Origin of the sequence: Thalassotalea euphylliae (assembly GCF_003390395.1) — a bacterium.
Classification (GTDB): Bacteria; Pseudomonadota; Gammaproteobacteria; order Enterobacterales; family Alteromonadaceae; genus Thalassotalea_F; species Thalassotalea_F euphylliae_C.
In genome coordinates, this window is sequence record NZ_QUOV01000001.1 from 4,111,963 (window position 1) to 4,128,255 (window position 16,293).

At 41.0% G+C, this 16,293-nt stretch carries 9 protein-coding genes; 2 read left to right on the top strand and 7 right to left on the bottom strand.

All coding sequences use genetic code 11. From position 1 onward, the window contains the following. The first annotated feature begins 4 nt into the window (after positions 1 to 4). Both DXX92_RS18020 and DXX92_RS18025 read left to right on the top strand, forming a co-directional pair. Positions 5 to 1,231 carry a pyridoxal-dependent decarboxylase, exosortase A system-associated gene (locus tag DXX92_RS18020; RefSeq protein ID WP_116002054.1) on the top strand — a complete coding sequence of 409 codons (1,227 nt, stop codon included), beginning with the start codon at positions 5 to 7 and terminating at the stop codon, positions 1,229 to 1,231. A gap of 135 nt (positions 1,232 to 1,366) precedes the next feature. Continuing rightward, entirely contained in the window at positions 1,367 to 2,137 is a 771-nt protein-coding gene (locus DXX92_RS18025) for a PEP-CTERM/exosortase system-associated acyltransferase (protein WP_116002055.1), read from the top strand. Between the two features lie 465 nt (positions 2,138 to 2,602). Here DXX92_RS18025 and DXX92_RS18030 read toward each other — a convergent pair whose 3' ends face one another. From DXX92_RS18030 to DXX92_RS18060, 7 genes are all read right to left on the bottom strand, one after another. Beyond that, positions 2,603 to 3,556, bottom strand: a complete 954-nt coding sequence (locus DXX92_RS18030) for a PEP-CTERM sorting domain-containing protein (RefSeq protein ID WP_116002056.1) — start codon at positions 3,554 to 3,556, stop codon at positions 2,603 to 2,605. Between the two features lie 214 nt (positions 3,557 to 3,770). Continuing rightward, positions 3,771 to 6,566: an XrtA/PEP-CTERM system TPR-repeat protein PrsT gene (gene prsT, locus DXX92_RS18035; RefSeq protein WP_116002057.1), complete on the bottom strand. Its 2,796-nt coding sequence runs from the start codon at positions 6,564 to 6,566 to the stop codon at positions 3,771 to 3,773. Positions 6,567 to 6,596: 30 nt separating this feature from the next. Next, complete coding sequence (locus DXX92_RS18040; protein WP_116002058.1) at positions 6,597 to 8,312, bottom strand: FAD-binding oxidoreductase; 1,716 nt, start codon at positions 8,310 to 8,312, stop codon at positions 6,597 to 6,599. Positions 8,313 to 8,339: 27 nt separating this feature from the next. Further along, a complete protein-coding gene (prsT, locus tag DXX92_RS18045; protein WP_116002059.1) occupies positions 8,340 to 11,078 on the bottom strand; it encodes an XrtA/PEP-CTERM system TPR-repeat protein PrsT in 2,739 nt (912 codons plus the stop codon). A gap of 73 nt (positions 11,079 to 11,151) precedes the next feature. After that, positions 11,152 to 13,422, bottom strand: a complete 2,271-nt coding sequence (gene wecB, locus DXX92_RS18050) for a non-hydrolyzing UDP-N-acetylglucosamine 2-epimerase (RefSeq protein ID WP_116002060.1) — start codon at positions 13,420 to 13,422, stop codon at positions 11,152 to 11,154. Positions 13,423 to 13,492: 70 nt separating this feature from the next. Beyond that, positions 13,493 to 14,860 (bottom strand): phosphomannomutase CpsG, encoded by a 1,368-nt coding sequence (locus DXX92_RS18055; protein ID WP_116002061.1) that lies wholly within the window; start codon positions 14,858 to 14,860, stop codon positions 13,493 to 13,495. Then, a complete protein-coding gene (locus tag DXX92_RS18060) occupies positions 14,860 to 16,272 on the bottom strand; it encodes a mannose-1-phosphate guanylyltransferase/mannose-6-phosphate isomerase (protein ID WP_116002062.1) in 1,413 nt (470 codons plus the stop codon). The genes DXX92_RS18055 and DXX92_RS18060 overlap by 1 nt, the downstream gene beginning before the upstream one ends. Positions 16,273 to 16,293 lie beyond the last annotated feature (21 nt).

The window sequence follows — 16,293 nt, forward strand, 5'->3', positions numbered from 1 at the left end:
CTTTATGAAAGCACATGACACGCTAACCCCGTTCGAGCAAGAAGAACATCAATTAAAAATTGGCAATAAAACGCTTTCACAGATTGAAATGTTAGTCGGCAGCACCCCTTATTATGCTTACGATCGCGCAATTCTTTCAAAGACCGTTATTTCACTTAAAGAAACATTACCAGAGCGAATTTCACTGCACTACGCAATTAAGGCGAACCCTTACCCACCACTGGTAAATTTTATGCGCCCGCTAGTGAGTGGCTTTGATGTTGCCTCAGCCAAAGAAATGCTGTTGGCTATTCAATCAGGTATGTCACCCAATGAGATTAGCTTTGCTGGCCCCGGAAAGACCGAGGATGATATTCGCGCGGCTATTGTTGCCGGTATTACCTTGCATGCCGAGTCGACGACAGAAATTCAGCGAGCGGTAAATATTGGTAAACAGCTTTCGATTAAGCCCAATATTGCGATTCGCATTAACCCTGCATTCGAGCTAAAAGCATCAGGCATGAAAATGGCGGGCGGTGCCAAGCCATTTGGTATAGACGAGGAACAAATACCAGGCATTCTGGCAGAGTTAGACTACCAAATGCTGAACTTTCGTGGTTTTCATATTTATGCCGGTTCACAAAACCTCAAAGTTGAAGCCATTATTGAAATGCATCAAAAAACCTTTGCACTAGCAGAGCGGCTCGTTTCCATTACTCCAGTTCAAATTGATTACATAAATATTGGTGGTGGTTTAGGCATCCCATATTTTGCCGGTGAAACACGACTCAATCTTGCCCCTGTTGCCGATAATCTAGCCACACTAATAGCTCAACACTCATCACTTTTTGATATTGAGCTCATTATGGAATTAGGGCGTTACCTAGTTGGCGAAGCAGGTGTTTATGTGAGTAAAGTCGTCGATATAAAAGCCTCTAGAGAAACGACATACGCAGTTTGCGATGGCGGCTTGCATCATCACTTAGCAAACTCAGGTAACTTCGGCCAAGTGATCCGGAAAAATTACCCAGTCGCTGTTGGCAACAAAATGGACTTACAAAGCGCTGATACGGAAACCGTCACTGTTGTTGGTCCACTTTGCACACCGCTAGACATTATTGCTGATAAAGTTCAATTGCCAGCACTCGAAATTGGTGACTATATTGCCGTTTATCAATCTGGAGCATACGGCGCATCAGCAAGCCCACAAAGCTTTCTAAGTCAACCAGAATTGAGTGAAATTTTACTCTAATATCATTAGCTTAGGCTGTTGTAAAATTTTCAGACATTTGCAGATTAATGGGTGAAATATCAAAATAACTTGTTATAGTTAAACAAAGGCGCACAAACAAGCGTCAATTTTCGAAGTAACAAAAGTGGGAAAAGTATGGCCGGATATTCATTAGCAGAAAATTTCGCCCAATATTTTCAGGTAAAGTTCGCAAATACTAAAGCGTTACGCCAAGAAGCTTTCAAGATTAGGTATGGTGTTTACGCAGCTGAACTTGGATGGGAACCTGAAAACGACCGTCATATGGAAACAGATGAATGTGACGATTACGCTTTCCACTGTTTACTCGAACACAAAAGAACTGGTGTGCACGCAGGTTGCGTAAGATTAGTGATTCCTCCAACCAATAAACCTGATAAAAAGCTCCCGTTTGAAGCTCATTGCCTAGAGAGCGCTCGCAAGGACGTTATAGATTCGACTCAACTGCCACGCGGTAGTTTTGGTGAAATATCAAGGTTAGCAGTGCTTTCTAGCTTTAGACGCCGGGAAAATGAAAAGAACGTTCCATTTGTGCTGAAGAGCATCAACCCTAAAACAGTATATACAGAAGAAGAGCGTCGTAACTTCCCCAATATAGCAATGGGACTATACATAGCTGCCGTAGCGTTGGCAGATATTTGTAATCATCAAGGGGCGTTCGTTATGATGGAGCCTAGGCTTAACCGTCGCCTAACGCGTTTTGGCTTGCCATTTGTTCAGTGCGGCGAAGAGATGGATTATCACGGTATGCGTGCTATGTTTCACCTTGAGCGTTCAGGTTTTAGCTCTCATCTAAGCCCTGAATTGGCCGAGTTGTATCAAAATATATTCAACGATCTATCGAATCAAATATTTCTAACTCCTTTTACAAATCCGAAAGATAAATAACTACCCAACGCTCTTATACCCCGTTTAATTATATTAAGTGGGGATTTCACACTACTAGACCCCTACTTTAAGTTTACTGTCTTCGTTTGAAGCCACCTTTATCAATAGCAGCAAAATCACTTTTACCCAGACGCTGAAATAGGCAATAGCCAGAAACAGCAAATTGTTTTTATTATGGTCTATTAGTTAAACCAATATTATAGAAAACTTATCTTAGATAATACGATTCTGAACCTGTCGTTAAAATAGTAATGTCGAAGCAAAATAGATATGAGAAATAAAGATTAGTAGCGCAGCTAAATAGGGTATTAGCATGAAATATTTCATTTAAAAACAAAAAACTTAGGTCAACACCAACAAACTGAAAAGCCATCTATTTAATGGCATAGCTGCTACTAGTAGGTTTGAGTGAAAATAAAAAAGGCTTCTTTAGTAGAAGCCTTTAATCAAAGAATAAATGGTGTATTAACTTTGCAATTTTTTTCGTGCAGCAAAACCCATCAGTCCTAATGCTAGAGCAAACAACATACCTGGCTCTGGCACATCTCTAGTCGCGACCACATTCGTTTGGTGGTTAATACTCAGCGTGTAGTTAACACCTGCTAGAAGTGCATTAGTAGAGACTGCTGAGAAAGAGCCCATGATTGCTTGTGATGCAACTTGACCCGCAGATGTTGCGGCAAGTGTAAGGTTAATCGCCATATCATCTTGTAGCTCTGTTGTAGTAGCATTCACACCAACAAAACCGTCTGGTGCCCAAGAAAATACTATCGCATTTGTAGCAACTTCTCTAATTACAATTGAAAACGCTGTACTGGCCTGCGCAAACGAAGGAGGAACGTTGTTGTCTGGCGTTTGTTCAGCTTCCACTAAACCAGAAGCAGTAAAATCAAACTGCACTTGAGAGGCTTGGTTTAGGTTGAAGAAAAACTGAGTATTAGTCGCAACAGTAGACTGTGAGTTACTCGTTGTATTCGTTGTTAATTGGGTCTCGGCCACACTATTAGCAGTCGCACCAGCGCCTGCTCCATCAATGTCTACAACAGCACCAGTTATAAGGCTGTCTGAACGAGAGAAGTTAGTTCCCAATGGTACTTGAGTGAAGGTATTTCCACCAATTGCACAATCACCAATACACGCCATTGCACTATCAGGTGTACCAGTTTCCTGTGTGAAAACTCCGCCTAAATTAGCATTATTAACCTGTGTATCGTTTACACCATTTGGTAACTGGATATTTCCGCTTGCAGGGTCGATAAAGCTGGTAGTTAATGGATTGCCATTACCATCAGACATTACCAAGTTGTTAATATTTAGGTTTGCAAAGGCATAAGAATCTGCCAACGCACTTCCTGAAAAAGACGCCGACAGTGCAACTGCTGATGCTATCGCTAACACTGATTTTGATAATTTTTTCATTTTGTTAATCCTATTCACTTATTTACCGTAATCAAAACTGCTGTACGTTATTCCTTACGTTTGATAGCGACTTTGTATAACAGATGTGCGCTGACAGTAAACAAAGCAAATAATAAACCAAAAATAAAAAAACCTTTAAAAGCAATGCACTAAAAACAATTGATGTGGTTTATTTGCTACAACCTTTAAGGTTTGTAAAGCAAATTGACAGCGACTAGCTCTTTAATTCGCGTAGTTTCTCTGTAGACTTTTTAATAATTAAAAGATCCTTTTCAGATTTGGGCCTTTGGGCCATTATTGACTCTAATGAAACGATAGCGTCTTGCTGGTTTTGGCTTTCAATTTGAATCAGTGCTTTGGTATACAATATGGCAATGTTTAATGGGGTAATAGCATCAGCCTTTAAAATTTGCTTTAAGGCTTGCTCAATTTTACCTGTAGCCATCAATATTTGAGAGTGAGTGTGAATTAAAAACGGATTTTGTGGCTCAAGAGTCATAGCACTTTCAATATGAGTTAACGCCTCTTCAGCCTCATCGTTTTGAAGCAGTAAATAGCTCAAATTATTTAGTGCAAGAACGTCTTTTGGAGAAATTTCAATTATTTTTCTTAAGCTAGGAATCGCCTCACTGTTACGACCGGCTTTAAAATATGCATTCACTAAAACTTTTAATGTTAGCAAATCTTTTGGATGCTCCTTAAGCCACTCTTTCATATTGTTGATAGCTTCTTCTTCTCTGCCTACTTCAAGCAATACATTATTGAGCTCTCTGTGGTACTGATTATTTTTTTGCTTTTTTAACTGGTCTTGAAAAATATCGATAGCAAGATCGTATTGTTTGTTTCGAGCCAGCCAGGTTGCGTACAACATACGAGTTGATGTTTGTTCTGGTGCCACTAGTGTTAGTTGATCTATTGTTTGTTTGGCTTCAACTTGTTTACCTAACATCAGTAGTAATGCAATTTTTCGCTCATACCCTGCTACATAACTTGGCTCTAGTAAAAGTACTCTGTTTAAGTCACTGAGTGCACTTTGAAACTGGCCTAGTTGCTCCAAACTTAAAGCACGCCAATAGTAAGGAAAAAATACTTCTGAGTTTATATTTATTGCTTGGCTCAAGTAGTCAACTGACTCTTCTAGTTGTTTGTCCGTTCTTGCTAACTGTGCAAACAATATTGCCACTCGATAGTTATTGTTAGCTTCTTTACGAAATGGTGATATATATTCTGCTGACTTTGTATATTCCTCCGCAAGATACAAATATTCAGCAGCAGCGAGAGCGGCAGATAAACTCGTATCCCCGCTTTCAATCGCTAGCCGAAGCCACTCAAATGCATTTTCATAATCTAAAGTTAAATCGATTGAATACAGTTGTCTCAATGTGCGAATGTGCTTAGCGTTATGCTGCAATGAGGCTAGGTATACAGCCTTTGCTTTTTCAAAGTCTTGCTGTCGTAAGTATATGACAGCAAGGTTGTGACTCGCGTTAACATCGCTTGGTTGCTTGGCTAATACCTTTTTCAGTAACACTTCCGCTTTTTCGTATTGACCGTTTTCTATCCAAAGCACAGACTGAAGGACTTGACCATTTGTATCTTCGGGAAAGTCTTGAAGAAACCCGTCAATCTCTTGTTGAGCAACTTCATAGTTTCTGTCTGACATGTATATTGAAATCAATAGTAAACGGGCGCTTACAGATTTAGGGTTCTTCTTTATTGCCTGTTGAGCACTTTCTAAACTTCCCTTAATGTCTTTATCACTTAGGTATGCAAGCGTTATGTCTAAATCTGGCTCAATCGCATCAGGCATCAACTCTCGCACATTATTTAGAAACAGTTTTCTACTATCCGTAAAACCTTCCTTAAATGCTGCGTTACTAGCGGCATAGAGTAAATCAATATCATCCACATCAAAATTATCTTCCCCAAGCTTTGACAGGACTTGGATTGCTTTTTCATGCATTCCCAATTTCAATTGAGTTGCAGCCATCAATTTTGCCGAGGGAATATGCATAGGGTTATTTGAATAAACTTTTGTAATGCTTCTTAGTGCCTGCTCATATCGAGATAAAGAGTATGCAGCGGATGCCTTGACATAGTTGCTCGGCATATGTTCCGGGACATATGACAACGCTTTATCACTCAAGTTATAAGCTTTTGTATAATCTTTCTCTTTTAATGCTAGTAACGCACCATAGTAATTGGCTTCAGGGTAATCTGGTGCTCTATTTAATATTTGACCAACCAAATTCTTAGCTTCATCTAGTTGTTCTTTAGCCACTAAGATACGAACTACGTTCATTTTCAACAGGTTGCTATTTGGTTGCAACAACGATGCTTCTTGATACAAAGACAGCGCTTTATCAGCTTTACCTTCAAATGCTGCAATATCTGCTTTTAAAACTATTGCCTTAATAAAACTCGGCTTCTTATTAAGTGCTTCGGTTAAGTAATCATTTGCTACTGCAAATTGTTGTCGGCTACTAAGAACTAACGCATTTGCATATAATAGTGCTGAATTCTCTGGCAAGGTTGAAGCCATATCCAACAGCAACTCGGCTTCTGCTAATTCACCTTTTTGCAAGAACACTTCAATTTTCAATGAAACTGCTGTTGCTTGGTCATCAAGAGTCCACCCTTCAACATCCTGCAACAATTTCTCAAATTCACTAATATTTCTTAACTCGATTAAGGCTTTAGCATATAGTATCTCTATTTCAGGGTCTTTTGGAGATAATGCGATTGCTCGCTCTAGTTCTTTTTCAGCAAGCTCAAAGTCGGCATTTTCTAAGTAAATAGCCCCAAGTAGTTTTCTAGATTCAATATGTCTCGTATTTTTTTTTAATGAATTTTTTAACTCAACAACCGCACTTTCTCTATCATTCTGATTATAATAAACAAAGGCTTGCTGATAATGCTCATCCGCAGTTTTTCCAATATCGCTGCAGCTTTGTAGCGCTAAAGCCACTATAAATGGCAACAAAACCTTACAAGATACCTTAATATCCATTGTTTTCTTCCTTTTAAACGCAAATTTTGATTAATCTAGTTCTATACCATAACGGCCATTTGCTATGACACCATTTGGGTCAAACACCTGCTTCAGTGCAGTTAATACATTCTTGTGTTGTTGACTAAGCTCGTCGTGCCAAGCCTTCCAATGCACATTGGCAACCCGGTAAGGTGGAAAGCCATTCCTAATGCACCGCACCATTGCCGCTTTACTGCATTCTATTGCTCTTCGAGTTTCCTCTTCATTGGTAACATCAAACACAGGGTTACAGATAATCGCGGTGGATCGGTCATCGATAAAACTCAGGGTTGCATATAAATGAAATCCTTCAGATTCATATGCATCTCTCAGTAATTCAAGAACTTCACTTATATGTCGCTTAGACGTGGGGGCTGTCGGTGACATCCAAATAAGACCACAGCCATCTTTTGCGATATCAATAGACGGCCCAAAATCAGTGGGAAAACCACTACTGTGCTTGTGATAGCACCCTTTCAAAAAGTAATTGGTTGGGGTTCCTGAGTGCATATCAATTAACGCACTTGCTGAGATTAAATTAGCTTTAAGCTTAGCAAGCTCGTTGACGACAAACTGCAATGGTAAAAGCTTGTTCAGGCTACTAAAAATAGGAAGTAACCCATTAGCAACGAACATTGCGTTTTTAACCAAGCTTTCTGGCAAAAAGTGAATTTTACAATGACAGGCGCCGTTAAGTGCGCGTTTTAACTCACTCTTGTATGCACTCACCATTTTCTTGCTACCGTATAGTGCCCCAGACATAGCCCATGGGCCTATTCCTAAGTTGGCTAACGATTCGCTAATTTGATTTCTAGTTAATAGTTCGTCGGTGTTTGGTTGAATTAGGTTATAAGCAATACTTGACGAGATTGCTCTCATATCATTGCCAACATGCATAACACTGCGGGCAACGCCAGCCTGCTTTAAGGCAGAGAGAGGCTCTATAGCATTTAGAAAGTCTTCATGGCTATTAAATATAACAATATATGGAAGTATTGACTCAGGTCTTGGCATCAGCCAAAAGCAAAGCTTTGTCACAATACCGAAGTTTGATTGAGAGAATAATCCATCAACAATTGGCCCTGTAGTTGGTTTTGTATGACAATTTCTGACGCCATGCGGGCCTGAGTTTTCATATGCTAAATGGCCAGTTCGCAATATCTCACCATTACCGAGGACGACTTCGAAAGAGCATGAGTTAAACTGCCTGTTTCCGGTCAAAGTGTGGCCAAATCCTCGCTCTAAAATATTGCCAACGATACTGGTAAATTCTGGAGCCCCAGTACAATCCATAAATAAACTCGTATTTTTGAGTCTATCACTTAATTGACGTTGGGTGACCCCTGGTTCAATTATCGCTAGCTTGTTCTCCTCATCTACTTCAACGATTTTGTTCATTTTTGATAAATCAATCAAAACCATGTGTGACTTGGATGGCATAGCATCAGAGTAACCCCAGTTTTTTCCAGCGCTTATAGGGTACAAAGGTATTCCATATTCATTAGCTACGCGAACTATAAACTGAACATGCTTAGTGGTCGTTGGCCAAAAAATTCCTAGAATTTCTGACGTATAACCCGTAGTAACATCGCCATAATTAGCAACATCATCCTGCTGGCATGAGGCAGAGCATTCGTTTATTTGGCAGAACTCTTGAATAGATTGCCAAAAAGATTCTGCATTACCTGAGACAGGTTGATTTGCTACTTTCTTGTCTGAAACCATATATCCTCGCAGATAAACCTATAGAAATTATTTAATCATAGATTCAATTCGTGATTTTTTTTGACTTTGCTCTGCTGTTTCAACATTTGTTTCCTCTAATAGCTGAATAGCTCTTGGGATTCGCTCATTTATAATCAATGCCTCTATATAATTTAGCTTTATATCTACATCTTTACCTTTAGAGCTTTTGTAAGCTAAGCTCGAATTAGCAAGTGCTTCGTCGCTTTCCCCTAATCTAAGCAAGACTTGAGCGTAAGTATCAATAACACTTGCCACTTCAGGTGCAAGAGCAACCGCTTTTTCAGCATACGTAAGTGCTTTCTCTAGCTGCCCTTGTTCCATAAAAAGCCACGCAGTATTGTTAAGAGCAATGACATTACCCGGTTCTTTGTCTGCCATTTGCTGGTAAACGCTTAACGCATCTGTCGATAGACCTGACTCTAACATTAAGCTACCAAGCAATGAGCCAACCCGCGAATCGTAAGCATTTTCAGCCAAGTAAGATTCTAATATAGCAATTGCCTGTGGCTTTTGCTTCGCTCCAGTATGAGCACCAGCTAGCAATAACGCATTTCTAGCACTTGGTTGAACTTTATAAAATTGAGATAAATGCGATTCAGCGGTTGTAAAATCACGCTCGAGTAGCGCTAGTCGACCGTATAAACCATGTCTAATTTGACGATTAGCAATATCCTCTTCTAGCTCAGCAAGTAATTCGCGAGCATCCCTAGCCTTACGCGCATTAATTAACACTTCTGTCTTAATTAACTTTAAAGGTAAACTTTCTGGCTGTTTTATCAGCCCACTTTCGATTGTACGAAGAGCACCGTCAAAGTCTTTTTCCAACACATACACTTCGGCTAAATAAATATAAGGTTCTATGTGATATGGATTGACCTTTCGCCATTCATTTAACGTTGTTTTTACTAAACTGCTGTTTTGGCTGTAACGATATCCAGCAACTTTTAACTGCCAATAAAACTTGGGCGTCTGGATATTGGGTGTAATTGTGTTTAGCTGGGTCAACGCGACTTCAATCTGTTCTTTTCTATATAGCGCTTCTGCATAGACAAGAATCAAGTTAGTGTTCTCAACACTTTGGTTTATCTTTGCTTTTATTTCATTAAGCGTAGCATCAGTATGGTCTAGCTGAAGAAGTGAACGTAAAACTCTAATGTTATCAGGAGAAATAGTATTTGCTTGTTGCAGCAACTCCAGTGCTTTTGCTTGATTGTCTTCGATTAACGAAAGTTGAGCTAATTGCAACAAGGCATAAACGTTGGGCTCTACGGTTATTGCCTGCTCTAAGAGCGCTTTACCCACTTTACCCTTGCCCTGTTTTAAAGCGATGGCTGCGGATAGGTTTAACCCGTCCGGTTTGTCAGGGTAAACTTTTTGCCATTTATTAGCGATGCTCTCCGCTTTAGCGAAGTCACCAGCATTTAACGCCATATAGGCGATAGCTAATTCTGCTTTTATCAACTCTGGGTCAAGCTCAACGGCACGCTCTAATGATACAAGGGCTTTTTCATCATTCACCATTAGCTTTAGCATGCCATCTTTGAGTAGCTGCTGGGGCGAGTTCTCGTCAATATTGACCGCTTCAATAATTGCTTTAGCTTCTTGTTGCGCGCCCGCTTGCAGCAATTTAAAGCTTAACGCTGAATAAAAATCTGCCCCAGTTACTGCGTTTTCATCAACACTGCCAAGCGTTGTCGCAACATCTTCAATGATACCGAGTTCAACTTGACTCACTACCAGCATTTTCCGCGCAAAATGATCTTCAGGCAGGTATTTAACTAACGGCTTGATGTAAAGCATCACTTGTTCATATTTACTTAGATAAAAAGCACTAACACCTGCTACTAGTCTTAAATTAGCTTGGTTTAAATTGTTATTAATTGCCTTTTCAGCATGTTGCAGCGCTAATTCGTAGTCTTGATCTTGTACTCTAACCATAGCTTTAACATAATTTGCCAGTGGTTGGTTAGGTAACGCTTTTAACATGCGATCTGCGTACTTCTCAGCTTGCTCAAACTTTTCAGCCTTTAAAAATGCATTGGCAACAAGTAACTCTACTACTCGCTGGTGAGGCTGAAGTTCTAAATATTTAAGAAAGTTCTCACTCGCGAGTACGTAATTTTCGTTAGCTGCAGCAATGTTACCAAGCAGTAAGATGGCCTCTGGCTGACCTGGTACTTTTGATAATGCCCCTAACGCTTCTTGCTCTGCTTGCGCCAAGTCTTGCTGTTCGTAATGGATAAATGCATTGGCCAGAGCGGTGTAGCCATGTGCTTCATTGGCCTGCTGCATTTCTTGCTGGACTGAAGTTGCTTGCTCTAAGTTACCCTGTCGAATAAAGGTTAGTAATTTATAAAAATGGGTGGTTAATAAAGCGTCAGGGGTCAGTGACGACTGAGATAATGCTGAAACCGCTTCAAAATCTTCAACTAAATAATAGCTTCTCGCGATGAGGGGGCTAACTAAATTGGCGTCATATTTGGCCTTTTGTGCACGTTCAAGTTCTTTGGTCGCGTTGATTGCGTTGCCCTGACTCAAATAAAGTTGGCCAAGAAGAAAACGCGCCTCGCCATTATTAGGCTCAAGTTTAATCGCATTCTTTAAAGCAATTATTGCGTTACTCGGTTGCAGGTTTTGCTTGGCAGCTTTAGCTTGTTCAAGGTAGCTAGCCGCATTCTCCTGTTCGCTGCAACCTGCTGCTAATACCCCAGCAACGGCTAAGGCAATAATTGTACGTTTATTCATTATTATTTATTTCCATGTACTCTCTTATACAAAAAAGCTCATCATGTGATGAGCTTCTTAAAATTTTATGTCATTAAGATCTAGTATTGATTAAATACGAGTCAACTTGCAACTCTCGGTAGTCAGAATGATCTGTCACAAGAATTAATACATCTGCCCAACTATCGAGTTGTGAAAGTTCTGTTTCACGCTCACATAGCCATTCTGGTACATAAGGGTCATGATATTTCACTTCTATACTTGCTTGATTGAAGTAATGCAGAATAGGTTCCGCGGGTGTTTCACGACAATCATCAACGTCTGCCTTATATGCAACACCAAGTATACCTATCTTAGTCTGACCAGGTTGGAGTTTTGCGATAGCTTGCTGAGCGACTAACGCAGGCCTTTCGTCGTTGATAGCTCGAGCTTTGCGTACTAGCTCACCAGATTTCGTGTTTTCTACCAAGAACCAAGGGTCAATTGGAATACAATGACCACCAACACCTGGGCCAGGATTCAGCACATTTACCCTTGGGTGACGGTTCGCTAGTTTGATAACTTCGTAAACATCGACGTTTAACTCCTGACATATCTCAGCCAACTCGTTCGCAAAGGCGATACCGACATCTCGTGAGGTGTTTTCAACCAATTTCACACACTCTGCCGTAGTCAAATCGGTTAAAAAGACTTCACCTTTGACAAAGCTTTGATAAATGCCCTTAACTTTTTGTTGAGCTTGGCTGCTAGTCGCGCCAATAATGCGATCATTATTGACCAATTCATGCAGTGTTTGCCCAGGTATTGCACGTTCTGGACAGTGAACAAGATCAACCGATAAACCAGCAGATTTAAACCTATCTGCCGCGGCCAAACTGGTTTGCGGCGAGATCGTCGATTCGATAATAACCGTTTGACCATTGCTTGCTACTTTCGCAATTGCATCAACAGCACTAAATACATATGAACGGTCGCACGCATTTTCCTTATGTGGAGTAGGAACAGCAACTAAATATGTATCACTGTTCACTACTTGGGTTGACGCCTTTAACAAACCTTGGCTAACAACTTTATCTAATAATTCAGGTAAACCAACTTCATCAAATGGGCAAGTTGCACTATTAATAGCAGCCACTTTTTCTTCATTTAGATCCACACCTGTCACTTGATAACCCGCCTGCGCAAGCAAACAAGCAATAGGTAAGCCCATATACCCCATGCCAACGACGGTTATCGACTCTCCATTGCGAACAATTTCTGCTTGTTCGTTACTTGCTATTGCCTTCTCTCCTAAGCAAATATCAATAATGCGTTTAGCAACATGGCCGTCACCAAATGGGTTTTCCCAGCTAATACTACCCTCAGTATTTAACCACTTATCTGCCGCAGCAAGCGCTTTATCAGCATCACGGCCAACTAAAACATTAGCGCCAACTTCTATCGATTCAGGACGTTCTGTATTTTCTCTTAGCGTAATACAAGGAACACCCAGCAAACATGCCTCTTCTTGAATACCGCCTGAGTCAGTCAAAATAAGCTCAGCATTTTTCTGAAGTTGAATAAAATCGAGATAGCCAATTGGTGGGCTTAACTTAAGATAGCTAGGAATCGTTATGCCAAATTCTGTTAGTTTCGCTTGAGTACGAGGATGAATTGGCCACACGATTGGTTGCTCATACTTCTCATGTAAGCGTTCAAATAAAACCAGCAGTTCTTTTAAGTGAGCCGGAATATCAACATTAGACGCTCGATGTGCCGTCACTAGAAAGTAGGCTTTTTTGTTAAGTTGCAACTCATCAAGGATTTGGCTTTTATCTGCGGCAATTTCTAGGTGCTGAAATAGCGAGTCAGAAACGGTATTGCCAACCGTGTGAATCTTGTCTGCTGAGATACCCTCTTTATCAAGGATTTGTTCTTGATTTGGCCCTACAGCAAATAAGAACTCACTCATATGATCGGTAAGAATGCGATTTGTTTCTTCTGGCATCATACGATCATAGCTTCTCAAGCCCGCTTCAATATGACCTACTTTGATATTAAGCTTTGACGCAGCAAGTGCACCGGCAAGAACCGTATTCGTGTCCCCTTGAACAAGCACTATATCTGGTTTCTCTTCAACCAAAATAGGCTCCATTTCGATCAAAATATTACCCGTTTGGTTACTATGCAGCCCAGAGCCGACACCCAGATTATAGTTGGGAGCTGGTAACTCTAATTCATCAAAGAAAATACTATCCATTTCCTGTGAATAGTGCTGATTAGAGTGAATAATAAAGTAGGGGATAGATCGCTTTTGGCACTCACGAATTACAGGCGCCATCTTGATTATTTCTGGGCGCGTGCCGACAATAATCCCAATTTTCATCTATTTTTCCTTTGAACAAGTTTGACAAGCAAATAGGAGCTAATTGTATAGCTACTGCTAAAATTAATCATCAGTCTTTGAGCAATATCCCTAACACTTCTTGTGTTTTTTCTTTCATCAGCCCAATCTCGCCTTTAGACTCAACATTTAAGCGCACAACGGGCTCGGTATTACTGCTGCGAAGATTAAAACGCCAATTAGAAAATACCATGCTGATGCCATCAGTTTCGTCAAAGTCTATAGCCATTGGCTGATAAAACGCTTTCACTCGGTTAATGGCTTGAGGAGCGTCTTTTACCCGATTGTTAATCTCACCAGAAGAAGGGAACATCGCAATTCGTTCGCCAACTAACTCAGATAGCCTTTTATCTTTGACACAGACTAACTCAGCAATCAAGAGCCAAGGAATCATGCCACTATCGCAATAGAAAAAATCTCGAAAATAATGATGAGCGCTCATTTCACCGCCATAGACAGCGTTTTCCTTGCGCATACGTTCTTTGATAAAGGCATGGCCTGTTTTACTTTGAATGGGGTGGCCACCAGCATTACTGACAATATCAATCGTATTCCAAGTCAACCTAGGATCGTGTATTACAGCCTCTTGAGCATTCTTGGCAAGAAAGTTCTCTGCCAGCAAACCCACGATGTAATAACCTTCAATAAATTGCCCGTGCTCGTCAAACAGAAAACACCGATCAAAATCTCCATCCCAAGCGATACCAAAATCGGCTTGATGCTCAATCACTGCTTGTTGAGTTGAATCTCGATTCTCGGGCAGCAATGGATTAGGAATGCCATTAGGGAAAGTACCATCTGGTTGGTGATGAACTTTGATAAATTCGATTGGTATTTGGTGAGTGCGAAAATACTGTTCAATAAAATCTAACGTTGGTCCTGCAGCGCCATTGCCTGCATTAACGACGATTTTCAAAGAAGAAAGCTGCCCTGAATCAATATAGGTCATTAGGTGCTCAGTAAACGCTGCCTCAATGTTCAAGTCGCGTTTAGTGCCACGGCGTTCAGGCTTTTCAAATTTATTGGCTTCAGCTAGCTCTTTAATATCAAACAGTCCAGAATCGCCGCTTATTGGCTTACTTTCACTACGTACTAGCTTCATACCGTTGTAATCAATTGGGTTATGGCTCGCTGTCACGCATATGCCACCATCGCAGTTTAGGTGAGAAGTCGCAAAATAAATATGTTCTGTCCCGCACAGGCCTATATCAATGACATCAGCCCCGCCATCCATTAACCCTTCTGCAAGCGCTGCCTTAAGCGATTCTGTACTCAGGCGAACGTCGCCCCCGATAACAACCGAGTGGGCAGCTAAGTGTTGTGCAAACGCTCGCCCAACACGGTAAGCAACATCTTCATTGAGTTCATCGCCGAGTTTGCCGCGAATATCATATGCTTTAAAACAGGTCAGTACTGACACTAGTTTTGCTCCTGTTCACGGCCATATCGATCTTCCAAGCGCACTATATCGTCCTCTCCCAAATAGCTTCCCGATTGCACTTCAATCATCTCTAAAGGCAACTTGCCTGGGTTTTCCAAGGCATGAACAGCGCCTACAGGAATATAAGTTGATTCATTCTCAGTCATCAAAAAGGTGTCGTCATTAATTGTCACCTTTGCCGTGCCAGAAACGACAATCCAATGCTCTGCGCGATGATGATGCATTTGTACAGACAACTTAGCGCCAGGTTTGACGACAATTCGTTTCACCTGAAAGCGTGAACCGTTGTCGATTGAGTCATAACTACCCCAAGGTCGATAGACCTGACGGTGATGATCAACCTCACTGCGTTGCTTCAGTTTGAGTTCATTAACAATATGCTTTACTTGTTGAACCTGAGACTTCTCAGCCACTAGCACCGCATCTGAGGTATCAATCACAACTAAATTGTCGATACCAACAGTTGCTATCAGCTTATTGTCGCTATGCAAATAACTGTTGGAAGTTTCGTGTGTCAGCACGTCACCTTTGCAAACATTACCATCTTGATCTTGCTCACTAACTTCCCAAAGTGCACTGTAAGAGCCCACATCGCTCCAACCTGCATCTAGCGGCACGACCACAGCTTGTTCGGTATGCTCCATTACAGCATAATCAATAGACTCATCAGGACATTGTTTAAACGCCGCTTTATTTGGACGAATAAAGTCTAAATCCGTGACACAATCAGACATTGCCGCTTGGCAGGCTTGATAAATATTCGGTCGATATTTATTCAATTCTGCCAAATAGCGACTTGCTTTGAACATAAACATGCCGCTATTCCACAGATACTGACCACTAGCTAAATAGGCTTGAGCAGTAGCTAGATTGGGCTTTTCAACAAAGGTATCAACATCAGCAATTCCCTGATCTAGCACGCCATGTTTAATATAGCCATAGCCGGTTTCGGGCTTGGTAGGCACAATGCCGAATGTTACCAATTTGCCTGCTTCTGCAGCTGCTTGTGCCTGCACAACAGTATTTTGAAAGGCAAGCTGGTCATGAATAACATGATCAGCCGCTAAAACGAGTAACACTGCATCGTCATCTTCGGCAATTGCTTTAAATGCAGCTAACGCTACCGCAGGTGCTGTATTTTTTCCTTGTGGCTCTAATAAAATACTACCTTGGTTATCTACAGCATTAATTTGCTCAGCAACGGTAAATCGGTGGGCCTCGTTACAGATAAAGATTGGCTGCTGACAGCTGCTAGGCAGTCGCCCTAAAGTATCTTGCAGCATAGTCGTTTGATTGACTAGCGCTATGAATTGTTTAGGCAATAACCGACGTGACAATGGCCACAAACGGGTTCCGCTGCCGCCACACATAATTGCAGGGTAGATTTTCATAGAACTTTAACTCCTTATTCC

Excerpts from the sequence above, each read along its gene's own strand:
- DXX92_RS18020 (WP_116002054.1), top strand. The coding sequence starts at position 5 with ATGAAAGCACATGACACGCTAACCCCGTTCGAGCAAGAAGAACATCAA.
- DXX92_RS18025 (WP_116002055.1), top strand. The coding sequence starts at position 1,367 with ATGGCCGGATATTCATTAGCAGAAAATTTCGCCCAATATTTTCAGGTA.
- DXX92_RS18030 (WP_116002056.1), bottom strand. The coding sequence starts at position 3,556 with ATGAAAAAATTATCAAAATCAGTGTTAGCGATAGCATCAGCAGTTGCA.
- prsT (WP_116002057.1), bottom strand. The coding sequence starts at position 6,566 with ATGGATATTAAGGTATCTTGTAAGGTTTTGTTGCCATTTATAGTGGCT.
- DXX92_RS18040 (WP_116002058.1), bottom strand. The coding sequence starts at position 8,312 with ATGGTTTCAGACAAGAAAGTAGCAAATCAACCTGTCTCAGGTAATGCA.
- prsT (WP_116002059.1), bottom strand. The coding sequence starts at position 11,078 with ATGAATAAACGTACAATTATTGCCTTAGCCGTTGCTGGGGTATTAGCA.
- wecB (WP_116002060.1), bottom strand. The coding sequence starts at position 13,422 with ATGAAAATTGGGATTATTGTCGGCACGCGCCCAGAAATAATCAAGATG.
- DXX92_RS18060 (WP_116002062.1), bottom strand. The coding sequence starts at position 16,272 with ATGAAAATCTACCCTGCAATTATGTGTGGCGGCAGCGGAACCCGTTTG.